This window comes from Achromobacter sp. SIMBA_011 (assembly GCF_046535435.1).
GTDB lineage: Bacteria > Pseudomonadota > Gammaproteobacteria > Burkholderiales > Burkholderiaceae_B > Achromobacter > Achromobacter dolens.
In genome coordinates this window covers 144158-166175 of record NZ_JAWRWN010000002.1, presented here as the reverse complement: position 1 = coordinate 166175, position 22018 = coordinate 144158, and the positions used below count along the sequence as shown (strand labels likewise).

The 22018-nt window shown below is 69.6% G+C and carries 18 protein-coding genes; 8 read left to right on the top strand and 10 right to left on the bottom strand.

All coding sequences use genetic code 11. The features are described 5' to 3' along the window. The first annotated feature begins 345 nt into the window (after positions 1 to 345). The 3 genes from SB816_RS08055 to SB816_RS08045 are packed head-to-tail and all read left to right on the top strand — an operon-like array spanning position 346 to position 4045. Complete coding sequence (locus SB816_RS08055; RefSeq protein WP_410546756.1) at positions 346 to 1644, top strand: ArgE/DapE family deacylase; 1299 nt, start codon at positions 346 to 348, stop codon at positions 1642 to 1644. Beyond that, complete coding sequence (locus tag SB816_RS08050) at positions 1641 to 2720, top strand: phosphotransferase (protein ID WP_410546755.1); 1080 nt, start codon at positions 1641 to 1643, stop codon at positions 2718 to 2720. The genes SB816_RS08055 and SB816_RS08050 overlap by 4 nt, the downstream gene beginning before the upstream one ends. Further along, positions 2717 to 4045 carry an aspartate aminotransferase family protein gene (locus SB816_RS08045; protein WP_410546754.1) on the top strand — a complete coding sequence of 443 codons (1329 nt, stop codon included), beginning with the start codon at positions 2717 to 2719 and terminating at the stop codon, positions 4043 to 4045. Before SB816_RS08050 ends, SB816_RS08045 begins: the two co-directional genes overlap by 4 nt. A 153-nt stretch (positions 4046 to 4198) precedes the next feature. Here SB816_RS08045 and SB816_RS08040 read toward each other — a convergent pair whose 3' ends face one another. Then, on the bottom strand, positions 4199 to 5701 hold the full coding sequence (locus SB816_RS08040) for a PLP-dependent aminotransferase family protein (protein WP_116791844.1): 1503 nt from the start codon (positions 5699 to 5701) through the stop codon (positions 4199 to 4201). A gap of 120 nt (positions 5702 to 5821) precedes the next feature. On the opposite strand from SB816_RS08040, the gene SB816_RS08035 reads away from it, so the two are divergent. The 4 genes from SB816_RS08035 to SB816_RS08020 all read left to right on the top strand — a co-directional run bounded on the left by SB816_RS08035 (position 5822) and on the right by SB816_RS08020 (position 11466). Next, the gene (locus SB816_RS08035; RefSeq protein ID WP_410546753.1) at positions 5822 to 7153 is read left to right on the top strand and encodes an MFS transporter; all 1332 of its coding nucleotides are present in this window, start codon (positions 5822 to 5824) and stop codon (positions 7151 to 7153) included. Positions 7154 to 7258: 105 nt separating this feature from the next. After that, entirely contained in the window at positions 7259 to 7762 is a 504-nt protein-coding gene (locus SB816_RS08030) for a sigma-70 family RNA polymerase sigma factor (RefSeq protein ID WP_116791846.1), read from the top strand. Further along, entirely contained in the window at positions 7759 to 8742 is a 984-nt protein-coding gene (locus tag SB816_RS08025) for a FecR family protein (RefSeq protein ID WP_410546752.1), read from the top strand. Before SB816_RS08030 ends, SB816_RS08025 begins: the two co-directional genes overlap by 4 nt. Positions 8743 to 9222: 480 nt before the next feature. Further along, on the top strand, positions 9223 to 11466 hold the full coding sequence (locus SB816_RS08020) for a TonB-dependent siderophore receptor (protein WP_410547118.1): 2244 nt from the start codon (positions 9223 to 9225) through the stop codon (positions 11464 to 11466). Between the two features lie 50 nt (positions 11467 to 11516). Here SB816_RS08020 and SB816_RS08015 read toward each other — a convergent pair whose 3' ends face one another. From SB816_RS08015 to SB816_RS07980, 8 genes are all read right to left on the bottom strand, one after another. Then, positions 11517 to 11672: a hypothetical protein gene (locus SB816_RS08015; protein ID WP_410546751.1), complete on the bottom strand. Its 156-nt coding sequence runs from the start codon at positions 11670 to 11672 to the stop codon at positions 11517 to 11519. A gap of 95 nt (positions 11673 to 11767) precedes the next feature. Further along, complete coding sequence (locus tag SB816_RS08010; RefSeq protein ID WP_410546750.1) at positions 11768 to 13930, bottom strand: TonB-dependent receptor; 2163 nt, start codon at positions 13928 to 13930, stop codon at positions 11768 to 11770. Between the two features lie 100 nt (positions 13931 to 14030). After that, positions 14031 to 16199 carry a TonB-dependent receptor gene (locus SB816_RS08005; RefSeq protein WP_410546749.1) on the bottom strand — a complete coding sequence of 723 codons (2169 nt, stop codon included), beginning with the start codon at positions 16197 to 16199 and terminating at the stop codon, positions 14031 to 14033. A 42-nt stretch (positions 16200 to 16241) separates the two neighbouring features. Then, a complete protein-coding gene (locus SB816_RS08000) occupies positions 16242 to 16892 on the bottom strand; it encodes a hypothetical protein (protein ID WP_410546748.1) in 651 nt (216 codons plus the stop codon). Further along, positions 16889 to 17491 carry a hypothetical protein gene (locus SB816_RS07995; protein ID WP_410546747.1) on the bottom strand — a complete coding sequence of 201 codons (603 nt, stop codon included), beginning with the start codon at positions 17489 to 17491 and terminating at the stop codon, positions 16889 to 16891. Before SB816_RS07995 ends, SB816_RS08000 begins: the two co-directional genes overlap by 4 nt. A 5-nt stretch (positions 17492 to 17496) precedes the next feature. Continuing rightward, positions 17497 to 18231, bottom strand: a complete 735-nt coding sequence (locus SB816_RS07990; protein WP_410546746.1) for an ABC transporter ATP-binding protein — start codon at positions 18229 to 18231, stop codon at positions 17497 to 17499. Next, positions 18224 to 19294 (bottom strand): FecCD family ABC transporter permease, encoded by a 1071-nt coding sequence (locus tag SB816_RS07985; RefSeq protein WP_230846638.1) that lies wholly within the window; start codon positions 19292 to 19294, stop codon positions 18224 to 18226. The genes SB816_RS07990 and SB816_RS07985 overlap by 8 nt, the downstream gene beginning before the upstream one ends. Continuing rightward, the gene (locus SB816_RS07980) at positions 19278 to 20279 is read right to left on the bottom strand and encodes an ABC transporter substrate-binding protein (RefSeq protein WP_054503290.1); all 1002 of its coding nucleotides are present in this window, start codon (positions 20277 to 20279) and stop codon (positions 19278 to 19280) included. Before SB816_RS07980 ends, SB816_RS07985 begins: the two co-directional genes overlap by 17 nt. 186 nt (positions 20280 to 20465) lie before the next feature. On the opposite strand from SB816_RS07980, the gene SB816_RS07975 reads away from it, so the two are divergent. Next, positions 20466 to 21164, top strand: coding sequence for a Crp/Fnr family transcriptional regulator (locus SB816_RS07975; protein WP_054417341.1), 699 nt, complete (start codon positions 20466 to 20468; stop codon positions 21162 to 21164). Positions 21165 to 21240: 76 nt separating this feature from the next. On the opposite strand, the gene SB816_RS07970 is transcribed toward SB816_RS07975, so the two are convergent. Next, on the bottom strand, positions 21241 to 22014 hold the full coding sequence (locus SB816_RS07970; RefSeq protein ID WP_054417340.1) for an alpha/beta fold hydrolase: 774 nt from the start codon (positions 22012 to 22014) through the stop codon (positions 21241 to 21243). Positions 22015 to 22018 lie beyond the last annotated feature (4 nt).

Sequence of the window (22018 nt, the reverse complement as noted above, 5' to 3'; positions counted from 1 at the left end):
GCCGCCCCGTCCAGTGGTTGGATTGACCGCCTGACGCTATTGTCGCAGCGCTTGGCGCGCGCGCCAACGCCGGCATGATCGTGCCGGCCAGCAATTGCCGTGCCTGGCGTCGCGGTAGCCGATGCGCGAAATGCCAAGCCGAAATGCCAAGCCATTTGGCGGCGCGGCCCAGGCGCCCGCCGGATTCGGCGATGGCCCGCGGGATCGCGCTGTTCGGCAGGGCGCGCCGGGTCGCCAGGCCCGGCGCGCCAAAAGTGGCCATATCAAATAACCCGGATTGGCTATTTTTCACCGATCCAATTTTCCCTAGCATGACCGGGTTCCCTGTCAACCTCGAGCACATCCATGCCAGAACTGACCCCGGCGCTGCGCCAGCGCGTCCTCCAAGCCGTGGACGCGGGCTTCGCGGCCCAGACCGAATTGACCGCGCAACTGGTGCGCCTGCCGTCGCAGCGCGGCGAGGAAGCCACCGCGCAGGATTTCATGGCGGCGCGCTACGCCGAGCGCGGCTACGCCGTGGACCGCTGGCGCATCGACGTCGACGCCATCCGCCACCTGCCCGGCTTTTCGCCGGTGGCGGTGTCCTATGACAACGCCTACAACGTGGTCGGCGCGCACCGTGCCCGCAGCCTGAAAGGCCGCTCGCTGATTCTCAACGGCCACATCGACGTGGTGCCGGTCGGCCCGCTGGCGCAATGGAGCCGCGACCCGTACGACCCCGCCATCGTCGACGGCTGGATGCACGGCCGCGGCGCGGGCGACATGAAGTCCGGCCTGGTCGCCTGCCTGTCGGCCATGGACGCGCTCGCCGCGATCGGCCTGGCGCCGGCCGGCGACGTGTTCCTGCAGTCGGTGGTGGAAGAAGAATGCACCGGCAACGGCGCCCTGGCCTGCCTGGCGCGCGGCTACCGCGCCGACGCCGCCTTCATCCCGGAACCGCTGCTGCCCATGCTGATGCGCGCCCAGGTCGGGCCGATGTGGTTCCAGGTGCAGGTCGAAGGCGACCCCCAGCACGCCTCGGCCGCCTTCACCGGCGCCGGCGCCAACGCCATCCAGAAGGCGATCTTCCTGATCCAGGCGCTGGACGAACTGGAAACGCGCTGGAACGCCAACAAGTGCGACCACCGCCACTTCTGCGACCACCCTCACCCCATCCGTTTCAACCTCGGCAAGATCGCCGGCGGCGACTGGCCGTCCAGCGTGCCGGCCTGGTGCACCTTCGACATGCGCGTGGCGGTCTATCCGGGCCAGAGCCTGGAGGCCGCGCGCGCCGAGATCGAGGCCTTCGTGGCCCAGGCCGCGGCGCGCGATCCGTTCCTGGCCAAGCATCCGCCCAAGGTGGTCTACCACGGCTTCATGGCCGAAGGCTACGAACTGCGGAACGCCGACGAGGCCGAGGCCGCGCTGCGCGCCGCGCACGAGCAGGTGTTCGGCGAACCGCTGCGCGAATACGCCACGTCGGCCGCCACCGACGCCCGCTTCTACGGCCTGTACGCCGACACCCCGGCCATCGTCTACGGCCCGGAATGCCGCATGCCGCACGGCTACGACGAAGCGGTCAACCTGGAATCGGTGCGCAAGGTCACCCAGACCATCGCCCTGTTCATCGCCGAGTGGTGCGGCCTGGAAGAGCGTCAGGCATGAGCGGCGGCAACCTTCCCAGCGCCGGCCAGGCGCTGTTCGCGGCCGAGCCGCCCAAGCTGTCCCTGTCACAGGCCGAGGCCCTGGCGCAACACCACTACGGCCTGCTGGCCCAGGCCACGCTGCTGTCGAGCGAGCGCGACCAGAACTTCCTGCTGCGCGACGCCGCCGGCGGCGCCTACGTGCTCAAGGCCACCCACCCGGCCGAGGACCCGGCGGTCACCGACTTCCACACCCAGGCGCAACTGCGCCTCATGCTGGCCGGCGGCGAGCCGCCGGTGCCGCGCCTGATCCCGGGCCTGCACGGCGACTACGTGCACTGGCACGATGCCGGCGACGGCGCGCGCCGGGCATTGCGGCTGATGACCTTCGTGCAGGGCGTGCCGCTGCACCAGGTGGCCCGCAGTCCGGCGCAGTACCGCGCGCTGGGCCGGGCCCTGGCGCAGTTCGACCTGGCCCTGGCCGGCTTCGACCATGCCATGGCCGACCACGAACTGCTGTGGGACCTGCAGCACGCCGACCGCATCGCCGACCTGCTGCCGAAGATTCCCGAGGCGGACCGCCGCCGGCTGGCCGAGCGCCAGCTCGAACGCTTCGCCCATGACCTGCGGCCGCGCCTGGGCGGGTTGCGGCGCCAGGTCATCCACAACGATCTCAACCCCTACAACGTGATGGTGGCGCGCGACGACCCCGAACAGATCGCGGCGCTGCTCGACTTCGGCGACATGGTGCGCGCGCCGCTGGCGCAGGACCTGGCCGTGGCCGCCGCCTATCTGCTCGACGACGCGCCCGACCCGCTGTCGGCCGGCCTGCGCCAGTGCCTGGCCAGCTACCACCAGACGCTGCCGCTGACCGAAACCGAGATCGCGCTGCTGCCCGACCTGATCGCCACGCGCCTGTTGATCACCGTGGCCATCACCGGCTGGCGCGCGCAGCAGCATCCCGAGAACCGCCAGTACATCCTGCGCAACAACGGCCTGGCCTGGACCGGCCTGGCGCGCCTGGACGCCCTGCCCCGGCAGCAGGCCAGCGACATCCTGCTGGCCGCCAGCCAGACCCCGATGGAGACTCTTGTATGAGCCGAGACCAAGCCATGCTCAACGCCTTCGACCCCGCCGCGGCCGACGCGCTGCCGCCGGCCGAACGCGAGCTTATCGCCCGCCGCCAGCGCGTGCTGGGGCCGGCCTACCGCCTCTTCTACGACCAGCCGCTGCACATCGTGCGCGGCGAAGGCGTGTGGCTCTACGGCGCCGACGGCGAGCGCTACCTGGACGCCTACAACAACGTCGCCTCTGTGGGCCACAGCCATCCGCGCGTGGTGCGCGCCATCGCCGAGCAGGCGGCGGTGCTGAACACCCACACCCGCTATCTGCACGACGGCGTGCTGGACTACGCCGAGCGCCTGCTGGCGACGTTCCCGCAGCCGCTGTCGCAGGTCATCTTCACCTGCACCGGCAGTGAGGCCAACGACCTCGCGCTGCGCGTGGCGCGCAGCCACACCGGCGGCACCGGCGTCATCGTCACGCAACTGGCGTACCACGGCGTCACCGCCGCGGTGGCCGCCGTGTCGCCCTCGCTCGGCCAGGCCGTGCCGCTGGGCGTGGACACCCGCGCCGTGGCCGCGCCCGACAGCTACCGCCACGACCCGGCCACCCTCGGGCAATGGTTTGGCCAGCAGGTGCAGGCCGCCATCGACGACCTGCGGCGCCACGGCATCAAGCCGGCCGCGCTGCTGGTGGACACGATCCTGTCCAGCGACGGCGTCTACAGCGACCCGGCCGGCTTCCTGGCCCCGGCGGCGCAGGCCATCCGCGACGCGGGCGGCCTGTTCATCGCCGACGAAGTGCAGGCCGGCTTCGCCCGCACCGGCTCGTGCATGTGGGGCTTCCAGCGCCACGCTCTCGTGCCGGACATCGTCACCATGGGCAAGCCGATGGGCAACGGCCATCCCATCGCCGCCATGGTGTCGCGTCCCGACATCATGGAGCGCTTTGGCCGCGAGGCGCGCTACTTCAATACCTTCGGCGGCAATCCGGTGGCCTGCGCGGCTGCCCAGGCCACGCTCTCGGTCATCGAGGAAGAAGGCCTGCAGGCCAACGCCGCGCGCACCGGCCAATACCTGCGCGACGGTTTCCGCGCGCTGGCCGAGCGCCACGCGCTGATCGGCGACGTGCGCGGCGACGGCCTCTTCATCGGCGTCGAACTGGTGCGCGACCGCGCCGCGAAAACGCCGGCCAAGGAAGAGACGCACCGCTTCGTCAACCTGATGCGCCAGCGCCGCGTGCTGCTCAGCGCCACCGGCCTGCACGGCAACGTGCTCAAGCTGCGGCCGCAACTGCCGTTCGCGCGGGAACACGCCGACCTGCTGCTGGCGGCGGCGGATGAGACCCTGGCGCAACTGTAGGCGGCAAAGCGGCGCGGCGCGCGCGTCCTCTCCGCTGGCTCCCACGGGCAAGACGGCGCCGCCGGAGGCGGCGGGCCATCCCCGTGATTCGCCGCCGCGTTGCATCACCGGGCGTCACCGCGGCGACCTGCCGCCGCGGCGCAACGACGGGGCTCAACGACGCGCCCGGCGCGCGGGCCGGTTCTCCCCGGCCCGCCCCAGCGCCCGCGCAAAGCGCGCCACCCCGTCGTCGATGCGCTCGCATGGCACGCCGCCATACCCCAGCACCACCGCGGGCGACGCCGCGCTGGCGGCATCGGGCAGGTAATGCGGCTGCCCCAGCACGATGCCCTCGTCGCGGGCGGCCTCGGCCAGGCGCGGCGCCGACACCTTGCGGTCGAGCCGCGCATACACATGCAGGCCGGCCCGCGCCTGCGACAACCGCACCTGGTCGCCGACCCGCGCCGCCAGCGCATCGCGCAGCACGATCTGGCGCTGCGCGTACTCGGTGCGCATGCGCTTGATGTTGTGCGAGAAATGGCCGTCCGCCATGAAATCCGCCAGCGCCGCCTGCAGATGCAACTGTCCCGGCCGATAGATGCTGGCGCAGGCCCGCGAGAACGACTCGGCCACCTGCGGCGGCACCACCATGTAGCTCATGCGCAGGCCGGCGAACATGGTCTTGCTGAAGGTGCCCAGGTAGATCACGCGGCCGTCGGCGTCCAGGCCCTGCAGCGACGGGATCGGCGCGCCGTCGTAGCGGAACTCGCTGTCGTAGTCGTCCTCCAGCACCCACAGGCCGCGCGCCCGCGCCGCCTGCAGCAGCTCCAGGCGCCGCGCCAGCGGCATCACCACGCCGGTCGGGTACTGATGCGACGGGCTGGTGATCAACAGCCGCGCCCGGCGCGGCAGCTTGCTGGCCGCCAGGTCCAGGCCCTGATCATCGAGCACGGCGGCATGCGCGCGCACGCCGGCCGCCGCCAGCACCGGCGGAAAGGCCCAGTGGCAGGGGCTTTCCACCAGCGCGGCGTCGCCCCACTCGGTCAGCATACGGGCGCACAGATCAACCGACTGGTGCGTGCCCGCCGTGACGATGACCTGCTCCGGCTCACACACCACGGCCCGCGCCAGCCGCAGATAGCTGGCGATGGCCTCGCGCAGCGGCAGAAAGCCCGCGCCGTCCTTGGCGTAGCCCGACAGCGCCAGGTTCGACTTGCCCAGGTGGCGCGACACCAGCCGGCGCCACAGGTGGAACGGAAACAGGCTGGCGTCGGCCACGCCCGGCACGAACGCGCCGGTGTGCTGGCCCAGCCCCGCCGCGCCGCCGGCGATGCCCTCGCCGCGCGTGGACAGGCCCGGCACGTGGCGCTGCACGTGTTCGGGCGAGGCCGGCGGCAGCAGCGGCCGGTCCACGGTCTTCTCTACGAAGGTGCCGCTGCCGCCGCGCGCGCTCAGGTAGTTCTCGGCGATGAGCCGCTCGTAGGCCAGCGTCACCGTGATGCGTGAAATGCCCAGCTCCTGCGCCAGCACGCGCGACGACGGCAGGCGCTGCCCCGCCACCAGCGTGTGGTCCAGCACGCCGCGCCGCACGATGTCGTAGATCTGCTTTTGCAGCGGGTCGGCCGACTCGCGCGACAGCGCGCCGGAAAGCAGGTCGGCGAGCAGGACTTCCTTCATGAAGTGGACCTATATCTGATTGGATTGTGGCTATACAAGATATAGCCAGTAGTTGCTATCGTCAACGCCGTATCCAATGCGGCGCCACCGTGGAAAGCCGCGACAAACAAGGGGAATTCCATGCAAGACCAGAATGGCCGCAGACAGCCGGTCAGGGCGGCGGCCGCCGCTTTCTTCGGCACCATGATCGAGTGGTACGACTTCTACTGTTATGCCACGGCGGCCGCCCTGGTGTTCGGCGACGTGTTCTTCGCCACCAACGATCCCTTCATGGGCACGCTGGCCTCGCTCGGCACCTTCGCCATCGGCTTTTTCGCGCGGCCGGTGGGCGCGGTGCTGTTCGGCCATCTGGGCGACCGCGTCGGCCGCAAGCAGAGCCTGGTCATCACGCTGCTGCTGATGGGCGTGGCCACCACGCTGATCGGCCTGCTGCCGTCATACCATTCGATCGGCCTGGCCGCCGTGGTGCTGCTGGTCGCGCTGCGGCTGGTGCAGGGCATCGCGGTGGGCGGCGAATGGGGCGGCGCGGTGCTGATCGCGGCCGAACACGCGCCGCCCAAGTGGCGCACCTTCCTGGCCTCGGCGCCGCAATACGGCAGCCCCATCGGCCTGATCCTGGCCACCGGCGTGTTCCGCCTGGTGTCGGACCTGCCCAAAGAGGACTTCCTGTCGTGGGGCTGGCGCCTGCCCTTCATCATCAGCGGCGTGCTGGTGCTGGTGGCCTTCGTCATCCGCCGCGGCGTCAACGAAAGCCCCGAACTGGAAGCGCGCCTGAAGGAAAAGAAAAGGGAAAGCACCGCCCCCATCAGCATGGTGCTGCGCGAACGCAAGCGCGCGCTGCTGCTGGGCATCGGCCTGTGCCTGCTGGGCATCTCGGGGTTCTACTTCGTCACCACCCTGATGATCACCTACACCACCACCTACCTGAAGATCACGCGCAGCCAGATCCTGGACGTGGTGACCTGGGCCGGCGTGGTCGAGCTGATCAGCTTCCCGATCGCCTCGTACATCGCCACCCGCGTCGGCGAGCGCCGCTTCCTGATCTGGGTCACCGCGTTGTCGACGCTGTGGGCGGTGCCGATGATGATGCTGATCCTGACCGGCGACATCCAGAACATCGCCATCGGCATCCTCACTGCGATCTTCCTGATCGGCGCCTACTACGCGGTGCTGGCGCCCTACCTGCCGCTGGCCTTCCCGGTGGAGATGCGCTACACCGGCATCTCGCTCAGCTTCCAACTGTGCGGCGCGATCTTCGGCGGCACCACGCCACTGGTGGGCCTGTGGGTGGCGCACACCTTCGGCCTGACCTGGCAGCCGATGGCGCTGATGTTCGCCATCATTGCCGGCGCCAACCTGCTGTGCGCCATCTACCTGCCCACGCCGGAGCGCGAGGCCGCCCGCCAGCGCGGCGGCGCGCTGGGCGCCGGTCAGCATAGCCGCGCGCTGTAGCGGCGGCGCCCGCCGGGGCGGCAGCCCGCGCGCCCCGGCGGGCTTTACAAGAATTATTCTTATTTGCAATAATCGGCGGCTTCGTCCCTTCCACGTTGCCCCCGCATGCGCCGGAACCGCCCCGCCGAACACGGTTGGCTCGCCTACTATCGCGAGCTGCTGGGCACATGGAAGCGCAAGGGCCACGCCAGCGGCGACGTCGAGGACACCGCCCACGACGCCATCGCCAACATGCTGGAAGGCGACGTCTCGGCCATCCGCAATCCGCGCGCCTACCTGCACCGCAGCATCTACCACGGCCTGGCCAACCAGTATCACCAACAGGTGCGCAGCGCCGCCGTGCCGCTGCACGACCTGGACGAAGACGAACACCCCGCGCAGGACAGCCCCGAGGCCGGCGCGCGCACCGCGCAACTGTCGCGCGCGCTGCGGCAGGCGCTGGACGAACTGCCCGAGCCCTGCGCCGCGGTCTTCGCCTGGCACCGCCTGGAAGGCTGGACAGTGCCGGAAATCGCCAGCCACATGGGCCTGTCGGTCAGCAGCGTGGAAAAATACCTGACCCGTACCATGCGCCACCTGCACACCCGGCTGCACGCCTATTCGCCATGACATCCGTTCCCAACCTGCCGAGGGATCCCCTGGACGCCGCCGCGTACTGGTTCGCGCGCGACCGCGGCGGCCTGATGACGGCCGGCGAACGGCGCCAGTTTGAGGCCTGGCGCCAGGCCGACGCCGCGCACGAACGCGCCTACCAGGAGATGCTGCAGGTGTGGGGCTTGACCCAGGCCGTGCCCGACCGCGACCTGCGCGCCCTGCTCTCGCGCCGGCCGGCGCCGCCCCCGCCATCGCCGCAACGCCGCCGGCTGACCTGGGGCCTGGCCGCCACCGCCTGCGCCGCCGCCGGCGCCGGTCTGGCCTGGCCGCTCTGGGGGCCGGCGCCGACGCTGTTCGAACAGGCCTACGCCACCGCCCGCGGCGAGCGCCGCCGGGTGGCCTTGCAGGACGACTCGGTCCTGACGCTGAACACCGCCACCCAGGCCGACGTGCGCTACACCCGCGACGAACGGCACGTGGCGCTGCACGCCGGCGAGATCCTGTTCGAGGTGTCGCCGGACAAGGCGCGGCCCTTCGTCGTCGACACCGACCTGGGCCGCGTGCGCGTCACCGGCACCCGCTTCAACGTGCGCTATGACCGCCAGCGGCTGGCGGTGGCGGTCGAATCCGGCTCGGTCGAGGTTGCCACCGGCGCCTGGTGGCGGCGCGAGCGGGTGCTGCTGGCCGCCGGCCAGGGCGTCAGCCTGACCCATGCGGGCGACGCCTTGCGGGCCGAAGCCGTGGACGTGACCACGCTCACCGCCTGGCGGCAGGGCAAGGCGGTCTTCGACAATGTGCCGTTGGCGCAGGTGGTGGACGAGATCAACCGCTACCGCGAACAGCCCATCCGGGTCGCCGCCGCGCTGCGCGGCATCCGCATCGCCGGCGTATTCGACATCGACGACACCCGCGGCTTCCTGGCCGCCCTGCCCGCCCTGATCCCCGTGCGCGTGACGCCGCGCGCCGACGGCGGCAGCGACATCATCGCCCGCTGACCCGGCGCCGCGTCTTCAGTCCAGGCCGCCCTCCGCGCCCCACCCCCGCATTCACGTTTTCCGCCCTCGCCAGCGCCGCGCGGCGACCGCCACCGCGCCGGTTGCAACGCCGCCGCCTCGCGCCCCCTCGCGCCGCCCGGCCGAAGATACATCTTGTTTCCATTTTGAGTTGAGAATCATTACGGGGTTCGGCGTCCGATCCGCTCTTAGCAGGTAAGCGGAGGCTGTCGCCCCGCATGAACCCGCCGGCCGGTTCCCTCGCGGAAACCGCCGCCCCGATCGAGCGCCATCGTGACCCAGATTTCCGCCAGGCCCACCCGCCTCCCGCGCCCCCGCGCCACGCCGCTGCATGCCGCCCTCGGCACCCTGACCCTTGCCCTCGCCGTCGCCCTGGGCGCCGCGCCGTCCGCCGCCCACGCGCAAGCCGCCGCCGTCAAGATCAACCTGCCCGCCCAGTCACTGGCGCAGGCGCTGCTGCACCTGGGCCGCCAGACCAATCTACAGGTCTACTACCTGCCCGAAGCGGTGCAGGACCGGCGCGCGCCCGCCATCAGCGGCACCCTGACACCGCAACAGGCGCTGGACCGCCTGCTGGCCGGCACGGGCCTGGTCGCGCGCATCACCGGCAACACCGCGGTGGTGCAGCCGCCCGCCGCCGACACCGCCACGCTGCCCACCGTCTCGGTCTATGGCGACACCCGGGGCGACGCGATCGAAGGCTTGGTGGCGCGCCGCAGCCGCACCGGCACCAAGACCGACACCGCGCTCAACGAGATCCCGCAGACCATCAACGTGGTCACCGCGCAGCAGCTGGAGATGACCGGCGCCACCGACATCAACCAGGCGCTGCACTACGTGCCCGGCTTCTCCAGCTATGGCTCGGACAACCGTTCCGACTGGTATTCGGCCCTGCGCGGCTTCACCCCCACGGCCTACGTCGACGGCCTGCAGGTGCCCAACACGCTCAACCTGGCGAGCTGGCGCGTCGATCCCTACCTGATCGACAGCATCACCGTGCTGCGCGGCCCGACCTCGGTGCTGTACGGCCAGGGCGACCCCGGCGCCATCGTCGACGTGCAGAGCAAGCTGGCCAACGGCGAGCGCATCCGCGAGATCGAGACCCAGGTCGGCAACTACGCCCGCAAGCAGCTCAGTTTCGACCTCGGCGACAGCCTCAACGAGGACGGCACGCTGTCGTACCGCATCCTGGGCGTGGGCCGCGACGGCAACGCCCAGACCGGCCCCAACAAGGACCAGCGCGTGGTGTTCGCGCCGTCGCTGCGCTGGCAGCCCAGCGCCGCCACCAGCCTGACGCTGTCGGCCACCTACCTGGAAGACTGGGGCGACATCAACACCAACTTCCTGCCCGCCCAGGGCACGGTGCTGTCCAATCCCAATGGCCGCATTTCGCGCGACGTCTATACCGGCGAACCGGACTTCAACGACTATCACAAGAAGCAATGGTCGGTCGGCTACGCGCTGGAACACAAACTGGATTCGGTCTGGACCCTGCGCCAGAACACGCGCCTGATGCACCTGCAGCTGAATAACCGTTCGGTCTGGGGCGGCGGCCTGGATGACAGCGACCCGACCCAGGCCACGATCACGCGCTATGCCGGCCGTTTCCAATTCAACTACAGCCGTTTCGACATCGACAACCAGGCGGAGGCCAGATTCCGCACCGGCGCGCTCGAACACACGCTGCTGACCGGCCTGGAATACAGCCGCCAGTCCACCATCGACAGCGAATGGATGGCGCTGGCGCCGTCGCTCAACGTCTACCACCCGGTCTACACGCCGATCAACCGCTCGATCTTCTACGGCCCCAACGCCTTCCCGCGCACCGACACCTATACCGTCATGAACACGGTGGGCCTGTACGCGCAGGACCAGATCAAGTGGGACCGCTGGGTGCTGACGCTGGGCGGCCGCAAGGACTGGGCCCGCACCCGCCAGAACGACCGCGAGGCCGACACCCGCGCCGAGCAACTAGACCAGGCCTTCACCGGCCGCGTCGGCCTGACCTATCTTGGCGATTACGGCTTGTCGCCCTACGTCAGCTATTCGACCTCGTTCAACCCGGTCTCGAACACGCGCCTGGCCGACGGCAACTGGGCCAAGCCGACCCAGGGCAAACAGATCGAAGCCGGCCTGCGCTGGCAGCCCGACGGCAAGAACGTGACGCTGAACGCCGCCATTTACCAGATCAAGCAGACCGACGTCGTCACCAACAACCCGAACGACCCGACCAACAGCAGCTACGTGCAGACCGGCGCGGTGCGCTCGCAGGGCGTCGAGCTGAGCGCCGTGGGCAAGATCACGCCCGAACTGTCCATCGTCGGCGCCTACGTGTTCCAGAACGTCAAGATCACCAAGGCCAACGACGAGACCCAGGGCAAGTGGCCGGTGGACATCCCGCGTCCGCGCCAGATGGCCTCGCTGTGGGCCGACTGGACCTGGCGCACCGGGCCGCTGGAAGGCTTCGGCGCCGGCGCGGGCGTGCGCTACCAGAGCTCGGCCGCGGGCGCGGCCGACAACTCGCTGAAGATCCCCAGCTACACCGTCTACGACGCCGGCCTGCACTACGAAATGCCGAACTGGCGTTTCGCCCTGAACGCCGCCAACCTGTTCGACAAGCGTTATGTCAGCGGCTGCCAGTCGTACGGCGTGTGCATGTACGGCAACGGCCGCACGGTCGTGGCGTCGGTGAAGTACTACTGGTAAAAAACGGGCGTCCCGAGGCCGGGACGCCCGCCTGCCTGCCAGCGCGGCGCCTAGACCAGCAACAACGCGCCGCCGCTTCCCGCGACGATGCCCAGCCCCGCCAGGGCATAACTGTCGCGGCACTCACACCCGGCGCGATGCGTGCCGATCGCCGCGTGCAAGCACACGGCGCCAAGAATGGCCAGGGCGATTCCAATTCCGAACATGAGGTCTTCCTTGATATATCAAGCGGACTGGCCGGCGGCCGATCCGTTGGCTATGGACCGGCGCGGCGGGGTTCGGTTCCCGCGACCGAAAAACCTCAAAACCGCGTCCGCAGCGTCAGGTTGAAACTGCGCCCCGGCTGCAGCAATGGATTCTGGTCCGTCATGGCGTAATTCACGTTCGAGGCCGTGGCCGCGCTACGGTAGGCGCGGTTGAACAGATTGCTGACGCCCAGCACGGCCTGGGTATTGCCGGCCCGTGGCAATCCGAGCTTATCCAACTGGAGTTGCGCGTACAGGTTGACCACGCCAAAGCCGGCGGCGGGATATTCCTTGCGCTCGTCGTAGCGGTTCTGCCCCTTGGCCCACTGCAGTTCCCCGCTCAGGGCGTAGGCCTCGTTCGGCCCCACATACTGCACGCCCATCAGGCCGCTGAGCGCGGCGATGGAAGGCAGCGGCCGATGGGTGACCAGGTCGGTGGCGTGCAGATAGCTGGCGCTGCCATACAGGTTGAGCGCGCGCGTCACTTGCCAGCGCCAGTCGCTTTCGAATCCCTGCACGCGCGCCTTGCCCACGTTCGCGCGCTGCGTCGCCGGCAGCCCCAGATACATCGTGTCGACGCTCTCGATGAAATCGCGGAAGTCGCTGCGGAACGCCGTCAGGCCGACCGTGGCGTCGGCAAAATGCAGACGGGTGCCGACATCCACATTGGTGCCGCGCTCGGGCTTGAGCCGGGGATTCGGAAAGGTGTAGCCGGTTCCGGTGAAGCCGGCGTCGAACATGTCGAAGATCCACGGCATGCGGAACGAATTGCCCACGCTGCCCAGCAGTTCCACCACCTCGGTGGCGCGGTACGACAACCCCAGGCTGCCGGTGATGGCGGTCTGCTGGTTGTTCCGGGCGGCGCGGAAGGCCGGCAGCAGATCGGGCGACGGCAGCGGACTGAGACCAACGTCGGAACGGTACCAGTCGTAGCGGCCGCCCGCGCTCACCGTCCATTTGGGCGCGGGGTTCCATTCGTTGCTCAGGAACAGGCCGATGTTGGTCTGGTAACGGGTCGGTCCGCCGCGGATCCAATCGCCACGGTTCCGGGTGGTGGCGCCATCGGGCTGGCGCACCGTCGTCCGGGTGCGCAGTTTCTGGCCCGGCCAGGTTTCGTGCATGAAATCCATGCCGACCGTGGTGGCGACGCTGGCCCACGGAAGGGTCGCGGCGAGGTTGCCGCCATAGACCAGCGGCCCGATCACATGGCGGCGCACGTCGACCACCCGGGCCGGGTTTACCTCGTTGTGCGCGGCCAGGGTGGTATCGAATTCGTTGACGTACAGGCTGGCCCGCAACTCGCTGACCAGGCCGTCGAATTCACCGGCATAGCCGAGCTTTCCCTGCTTGACGGCCAGCGGATCTCGATGGCTGCTGGCCAGCGGATACGGCGGCACCGCGCCCGCGGCATCGTCGTTCACGTGCGCCATGCGGCCACTGATCTCGATGCGTTGGCGCGCGTCGGGCATGTAGCCCAGCACGATGCCGCCGCCCGCGCCGCGAAAACCGCTGTTGGGCACCTCTTCGGTGGCGCTGCGGAAATTGCTGGCGCGCCGGCCGGTGGCATACACGCGCAGGTCGAAGCCGTCGCCGGCGGCTTCGAGCGCGGCGTTGGCCTGCAGCGCGTTGGCGTTGCTGCGCCACGACGCCGACACCTCGCCGCCATTGAGCTGGAATGCATGATCCAGATTGCCGTGGGCGCGCCGGGTGACGAAGTTGATCAGGCCGCCCAGCCCATCGCTGCCGAAGCGCGCCGAATCCGGCCCCCGCACCACCTCGACCTGCTCCAGCTCGGTCGGGCTGATCAGCATGAATTGCAGGGTATTGCGGCCACGGAAGCGATTGCCGTCGATGAAGACAGGCACCCGCATGTCATTGGTGTTCATGCCGCGCAGGAATACCGTGCCGGCAATGCCGCCCGTGTGGTTGATGGTGGCGTTCGGAATCCGGCTCAATAGCTCCAGGGTGCTGATGGGGCTGAGCCGGTCGATGTCCTGGCGATCGACCACCGACACCGATTGCGTCACCGCATGGTCCAGCGTCGCCGGCGGCGGGGCGGCGCCGATGGCGTGCAGGCGGCCGTCGTCCGCGCCGTCGCCGGCCGTGACGCGGATGGCCGGCAGTTGCGCGGGTTCGGCAGCCACGGCGGGCGCGCCAAGGGTGGTGGCCGCGAGCAGGAAAGCGCGGACCAGGGGCAAATGCGGAAAGGGATGAGTCATACAGGAACGCAGAGGCAAAGCCCGAAGGCCGGAGAAACGCCGCCTTGCGCGGCGGCGATGAAAGCCGGCGCGCGGGGCAACAGGGCCCCGCGCGACAGGCTCAGAACCGTGTCCGCAACGTCACATTGACGCTGCGCCCCGGCTGCAGCAACGGGTTCAGGCCCGTCATGGGGTAATTGACATTCGACGCCGTGGCGGCGGTGCGATACGCGCGGTCGAACAGGTTGTTGATGCTGAACACCGCCTGGGTATTGCCCACCTTCGGCAAGCCCAGCCGGTCCAACTGCAATTGCGCGGACAGGTTGACCACGCCAAAGCCGGCCGCCGGGTATTCCTTGCGGTCGTCATAACGGCCCTGCCCCTTGGCCCACTGCAATTCGGCGCCGAAGGCATAGGCGTCATTCGGCCCGACGTACTGCACCCCCATCAGACCGCTGAGCGTGGCGATGGAGGGCAGCGGCCGGTGGGTGATGCGGTTGGTGGCATGCAGGTAGCCGGCGCTGCCATACAGGTTGAGCGCGCGCGTCACCTGCCAGCGCCAGTCGCTTTCCACCCCCTGCACCCGGACCTTGCCCACATTCGCCTTTTGGGTGGCGGGCAGGCCGTTGTACTGGGTGTTGACGTTCTCGATGAAGTCGCGGAAATCGCTGCGGAACGCGGTCAGGCCAACGCTGGCATCCTCGAAATGCAGGCGGGTGCCGATGTCCACGTTGGTGCCGCGCTCGGGCTTGAGCCGGGGGTTGGGGAAGGAATAGCTGGCGCCCGTGAAGCCGGCGTCGAACATGTCGAAGATCCACGGCATGCGGAACGAATTGCCTACGCTGCCCAGCAGTTCGACCACCTGCGTAGCGCGATACGACACCCCCAGGCTGCCGGTCGTGGCGGTCTGCTGGTTGTTGCGCGCCGCGCGGAACGCCGGCAGCAGATCGGGCGACGGCAGGGGGGAAAGGTCGACATCGGAACGGTACCAATCCAGGCGGCCGCCGGCGGTCAGCGTCCACTTTGGCGAAATCGTCCACTCATTGCTCAGGAAGGCGCCGATATTGGTCTGGTAGCGGGACGGTCCGCTGGGCACCCAGTCGCCGCGAGCGATGCGGGTGGCGCCGTCCGGTTGGCGCAGCGTCACCTGTGTGCGCCGTTCCTGGCCGGGCCAGTTTTCATGCATGAAATCCATGCCGACCGTGGTGGCGACACTGGCCCACGGAAGGGTTGCAGCCAGGCTGCCCCCATACGCCAGCGGCCCCGGCACGTGGCGCTGCACGTCCAGCACGCGATCCGGGTTGGCCTGGTTGTGCACCACCAGCGTGGTGTCGAATTCGTTGACGTAGACGCTGGCGCGCAATTCGCTGATCGCGCCGTCGAACTCGCCCCGATAGGCCAGCCTTCCCTGCTTGACGTTCAGGGGATTGCTGCGCGTTCTGGCCAGCGGATAGGGCGGCACGGTGCCCGCCCAGCCTTCGTTGACGTGCGCCATGCGGCCGCTGATCTCGATACGTTGGCGCGCATCCGGCATGTAGCCCAGCACGATGCCGCCGCCCGCGCTGCGGAAATCACTGTTCGGCACTGCGCCCTCGGCGCTGCGGAAGTTGCCGGCGCGCCGTCCGGTGGCATAGACGCGCAGGTCGAAGCCATCGCCGGCCGCCTCCAGCGCCGCGTTGGCCTGCCTGCCAATGCCATTGCTCTGCCAGGTGGTCGACACCTCGCCGCCGTTCACGGTGAACCCGTGATCCAGGTTGCCACGGGCGCGCTTGGTGACGAAGGTGATCAAGCCCCCCAGCCCATCGCTGCCAAAGCGTGCCGAATCAGGCCCCCGCACCACCTCGACCGCTTCCAGCTCGGTGGGGCTGATGAGCATGAACTGCAATTTGTTGCGGCCGCGAAAGCGATCGCCGTCGATGAACACGGGTACCCGCATATCGAGCGTGTCCATGCCGCGCAGGAACAAAGTGCCGCCAATGCCGCCGCCCAGATTGATGGTGGCGTTCGGAATTCTGCCCAACAGTTCGAGCGTGCTGATGGCGCTGAGCCGGTCGAGGTCCTGGCGATCCACCACCGACACCGATTGCGTGACCGTATGGTCGAGCGTCGCCGGCGGCGGCGCGGCGCCAATGGCACGCAGGCGGCCATCGTCGACGGCGGCGTCTTCGGCCGTGACGCGAATGGCGGGAAGCTGCGCGGCGGTCTCGGCGGCCATGGCGGGCGCGCCGAGGCTGGCGGCTGCCAGCAGGATGGCGCGGACGAAGGGCGAGGACGGGAAGGAATGAGTCATACGAACAAAGCGCAATAGCCCGGAGGCCGGAAGGAAGCCGCCTCAGGCGGCGGGCGTGGAATCTTTCAGCCACGGCAGGAAGCCGCGCAGGAAGCGGCTGGTGGCCGGCATGAAATAACTGCCGTGGTGGTACATCGGATCGAGCGAGGTGACGATCAGCCGGCCCGCCGTGCTGCAGCGGTCCTCGTACAGCACCGATCCGGCGCCGACCTTGTCGACCAGCGAGACCGCGCCCGGCGGCGGCGCATAGGTGCCATGCTGGTGCCAGGTGACATCGGCCAGCGTCAGATACCGGAACAGCGAATGGTCGGGCGCCGCCAGCCGCAGGCCGGGATCGGCCCCCGGCGTCTTCCACCACCAGAAATTCACTTCGCAATCGGTCCAGCACACGCCATCCAGCCAGCGGTGCGAGCCGGTCTCGCCCATCGCCACCAGCGTCTTGCCGGCGGCCAGGAAGCGGGCCAAGCGCGCCCGCTGCGCCACCAGCAGCTCGGGATTGATGCGGCACGACACGATCAAGGCGTCGCAGCCCTCCAGGGCGGCGTCATCCAGTTCCGGCAGGTAGATCACCCGGTCGATGTACGCCGCCAGTTCCGGCGTGTGGAAGGTGCGATGGTGGTAGTAGGTGCCGGCGTCCAGCGCGGCGATCACCGGCGCGCGCCGGTTCGAAACGGAAGGGGCGTCGTGGATCATGCCGCCTCCCCGCGCAGCCAGTCGATCAGTTGCGGCACGATGCGGCGGGTGCTGTCCGCGCTGCCCGCATACATCCACATGTCGTTGCCGGAATGCGTGAACAGGCGGCCGCCGCCGGGCAAGGACAGCACCCAGTCCACCGGCACCGCGTCCGGCCCCAGCGTATGCAGCACGCTGGCGCCGGCCGGCGGCGGGTTGCCGCCGCGCGCGTAGAAGCCGGCCACGCCGCGGCGGAAGGTCAGGTGTTCCGGATCGACGCCATCGAACACGGGATGCGCCTGGGCGCGGTGCAGCCGCAGTCCCTCGATGCCGCGCGCCGGGCCGGGCGCGAACGGCGCCAGCCAGCGCAGGAAGGGATAGGCCACGTGGCCGTTGAACACCATGGTGCCGCCCGCCAGCAGCCACGCCTCCAGCCGGGCCTGCTGCGACAGCAGATAGCGCTGATCGGTATTGGCCGGCACCAGCAGGGCCCGTACCGCCGCCAGTTCCAAACGATGCAGGGCGTACAGGGGTTCGGCGATGGCCGGCGGCGCATCGCCGCCGGTCAACACGGCGGGACCGTCGCCGGTCCAGTGATTCAAATAGACGATGGTGTTCATCGGAGTCAATGGAAAAGAGGAATCACGCCCGGCACCTCGCGGCGGTCGGCGGTGACGGTGGTCACCCGTACCGGCAAGCCGTACAGCCGGCTCAGGCGTTCGTCGGTGCACATCTGTCCGGTGGGCCCGGCCTCGCAGGCGTCGGGATGCATCAACAGGGTCTGGTCGGCGATGTGCTGCGCGTGCTGCGGCTGGTGGGTCGAGAACACCACCGTCATGCCCTCGCCCGCCAGCCGCCGCAGCAGCGTCAGGATCACGTCCTGGTTGCGCAGGTCGAGCGCCGCGCTGGGCTCGTCCAGCACGATGATGGGGCTGGCGCTGGCCATGGCCCGCGCGATGCAGGCCAACTGCTGTTCGCCGCCGCTGAGCGCGTGGAACGGCCGCGCCGCCAGATGCTCCAGCCGCACGGCGCGCAGGCACTCGCGGGCGATGTCGCGGTCGCCCGGGCCAGGCGAGGCCCACCAGCGCAGGTGCCGCACGCGGCCCATGGTCACCATGGCCAGCACGTCGTAGGCGAACAGCGAATCGGTGCGCTGCGGCACATAGGCGGCGTGGCCGCGCAGGCGCACCGCGCCAGCGGCCGGCGGCTGCACCCCCAGCAGCGTCCTGAGCAAAGTGGTCTTGCCCCGGCCGTTCGGCCCCAGCACGGCCAGCACGCCGCCGGCCGGCACGCGCAGCGTCAGGTCGGACAGCAGCAGGCGGCCGCCGGCCTGCACGGCAAGGCGGTCCAGTTCAAGCATGGCCCGCCTCCCTGCCCTGCGTGCGGCGCAACAGCCATGCGAACAGCGGCGCGCCGACCAGCGCGGTGATCACGCCCAGCGGAATCTCGGCGCTGGTGGCGCTGCGGGCCACGGTATCGACCCACACCATGTAGGTGCCGCCAAGCAAGGCGCTGGCGGGCAGCAGCACGCGGTGATCGGGGCCGACCAGCATGCGCGCGATGTGCGGCACCACCAGCCCGACCCAGCCCACCGTGCCCGACACCGCCACGCTGGCCGACACCACCAGCGTGGCGCAGCCCAGCAGCATCCAGCGCAGCGGCTCGACCGCCAGCCCCATGGCGCTGGCCTGCTCGTCCCCCAGCGACAGCACGTTGATGCGGAACCGCAGCGCGAACAACAGCCCCATGCCCGCCGCGATGGGCGCCACCGCCGCCCCCAGCTTGACGTAGGACGCCGTGGCGAAGCTGCCCATCAGCCAGAACACGATCGCCGGCAGGCTGTCGTAGGGATCGGCGAAATAGGTGGCCAGCGAGATCAGCGCGGAAAAGAACGCGCTGGTGACCACGCCCGCCAGCACCAGCATCAGGATGGTGGTGCGCCCCCGCGAGCGGCCCAGCAGGTAGACGATGGCCACCGCCAGCAGGCCGCCCGCGAAAGCGAACCCCAACGTCGCCCACAGCGACGAGAACAGCAGGATCGCGGCGCAACCGCCGAATGCGGCGCCCGAGGAAATGCCGAGGATCTGCGGCCCGACCAGGGGGTTGCGGAAGGCGCCCTGCAAGGCCGCGCCGCACAGCGCCAGGCTGGAGCCGGCCAGCAGCGCCAGCAGCACCCGCGGCAGGCGCACCAGCAATACCACCCGGCGCTCGGCGTCGGCGACGGCCGGCAGCCAGGATGCCAGGCCGTCGGGCAGCGCCCATCCGGCCAGCGCGGCGCCTACATGAGAGGCCGGCAAGGCATAACGCCCCACGCACAACGCGGCCAGGGCCGACAGCGGCGCCGCGGCGATCATCAGCCACCAGGGCCAGGCGCGCCGCCGATCGTCGCCCCGCGCGGGATTCCGTTCAGCGCAGGCGGTCATAGCCGGCGGCTCCGTGGTTCAAGCGCATGCGCAGCACCTTGTCGATATCGGCCGCGTCGATGTCATAGCCGTACAGCCAGGCGTACGCCTGCGCGATGCGCTCGCGCAGCGGCCAGTCGAATCGCTTCGGATGCAGCAACTGGCTCAGCCACTGCCAGTACAACGGCGATTCCTGGCTGGGGGGATCCCAGATATAGCCGCCGGCCGGAATCATGTAGACGCGATGGCTGCGCACGGCCGGAATATCCGCGAACAGCGGATCGGCATAGATCATGGCGGGTGTCAGGCCCGACTCGAAGTTGTTCAGCAGGATCACATCGGGCGCCCAGGCCATGATCTGCTCGATGCCGACCGATTGGCCGGTGCCGACCACCGCCGCGGCCACGTTGCGCCCGCCAGTCAATTGGATGTCGTCATCGAAACTGCTGCCCGCGCCCGAGGTGCGCAATTGCGGCCGGTAGCGCGACAGGTACAGCACGCCCGGCCGCTCGTCGGCGCGCAGGCCGCCGGTGACGCGAAGGATCTGCGCGCGCACCTCGTCGCGCCACGCCAGCAGCCGGGCGGCTTGGGCATCCCGCCCGAGCGAATGCCCCATCAGCCGGATCCATTCGCGGGTGCGCACGTCGGTGCCGTAGAGCAGCGCGGCCACCGGCAGGCCGGCATTGCGCAGCGGCGCGATCAGGTCGTCTCCCATGTGACCCCACTGCCACACCATGTCGGGACGGATCTGCAGCAGGGTTTCCACGTTCGGCACGAAGCCCGACCGGGTGATGTCCGAGCGCACGCTTTCCATGTGCGGGAACAGGCGCGACGGCACCGGGTCGGCCATGCGCGCATAGGAGTCGGGATGCATGCCCGCCAGGTGGCGCGACGAGCCGCCGTCCAATGACATCAACAGCGTGCCGCCCGGCATCGGCAGCGAGACCGCGCGCGTCGAAGGCGCGGCCTGCGTGACCGGGTTGCCTAGCATGTCGGTGAAGCGCACGGGGCCCTGCGCCGCCGCGCCAGACGACCATGACAACGCCGCCGACAAGGCGCTCAAGGCAATGGGAGAACTTATAAGACGGCGCGGATGCGGCGCGGTCCTGGCCTTGTATTTTTTCACGGGGAGGGCATCTTGAACAGGAATCATTTTCGATTCGAATTCTAGGTAGCCACCTCCGCCGATCAAATGACTATTGTCAATTCGTCCCAGTCGCTTCTGCTCGCCGCGTTGCGGCGCCATCCCTGGTTCGAGGGCATCGCCGACGCCGCGCTCGGCGCGCTGGCGGCGCGCGCCCATTGGCTGCGCTTCGAGGCGGGTGACACGCTGTTTTCCGAAGGCCAGCCGGCAACCGCGTGCCTGCTGGTGTGCGAGGGGCTGGTCCAGGGCCTGCGCTACACCGCCGATGGCGATGACAAGGTATTTGGCGAAGTCGGCCCGGGCGGCTGGCTGTCGGTGCTGGCCATGTTCGAGCCGACGCCGCGCCACCTGCATCATGTCCGCGCCCGCCGCGACGGCAATGGTTGCCTGCTGCATCAAGGCGCCTTCCTGCAGCTATGTCGCGACGACGGCCGCTTCGCCTGCCGCGTCGCCGCCCACGGCGCCGCGCTGGTGCGGCATCACACCGACCGGATCGACTGGCTCACATCCAGTTCGGCGCAGGAACGCCTGGCCGAATACGTGCTGCGCGCCGGCAAGCCTCAGGCCGGCCAGCCATTGACCCTGCCGCTCAGCCACTCGCAGATCGCCGTCAAGCTCGGCATGCGGGCAGAGACCCTCAGCCGCATCTTCTCCAAGTGGCGCCGCGAAGGCATCATCGCCAGCCGCGCCGGCACGCTCTACGTGCTGCGGCTCGCGGCGCTCGAACAACTGGCGTCCGGATGCTGAAACGCCGCGTGTCCCGACGGACGCGCGGCGTTCATGCATGACCGCCCGGCGTCATGTCGCCGGGCGGTCACAGCCCTCACTTCACGCTGGCAACCGCGTCCAGGATCACCCGCGCCACGGCGTCCGGCTGCGATTGCTGCGGCACGTGGCTGGTCTGCAGGTCGGTGACCTTGGCGCCGATGCGCTTGGCCATCTGGTGTTGCAGCGCCGGCAGGATCATGCGGTCGTGGTTGCTGACGACGAACCACGACGGCTTGGTCTTCCACGCGGCGGTCGACACCGCTTCGCCAAAGGCGCTGGCCTTGATCGGGCCCTGCGTGGCCGCCATCACCCGGGCCTGCGCGGCCGGCACATCCTGCGCGAAATCGCGCGCCAGGCCGGCGGGCGACAGGCTCAGCCAGCCGTGGCTGTCGGCGCCGATGCTGTCCGAACCCGGCGCCTTGGGCGTGCCCTCGGTCAGCGTCGCCACCGACTGGCCGGCATCGGGCGCGAACGCGGCCACGTAGACCAGGCTGGCGACCTTGGGATGGTTGCCGGCCTCGGTGATCACCGTGCCGCCCCACGAATGGCCGACCAGCACCACCTTGCCGGGCTGGTTGTCGATGGCGCGGTTGGCCGCAGCCACGTCGCCGGCCAGCGATTCCAGCGGGTTCTGCACCGCCTGCACCTGCACGCCCTTGGCCTGCAGCAGGGCGACCACCTTGGCCCAGTCCGAGCCGTCGGCGAAGGCGCCGTGCACAATGACGACGGATGGCCGCGCGGCGGCCGGCTCGGCGGCGAACGATTGCGAGACGGGCGCGGCGAACAGGCCGGCTACCAGGAGGGAGGCTGCGATAATATGGCGCTTCATGACG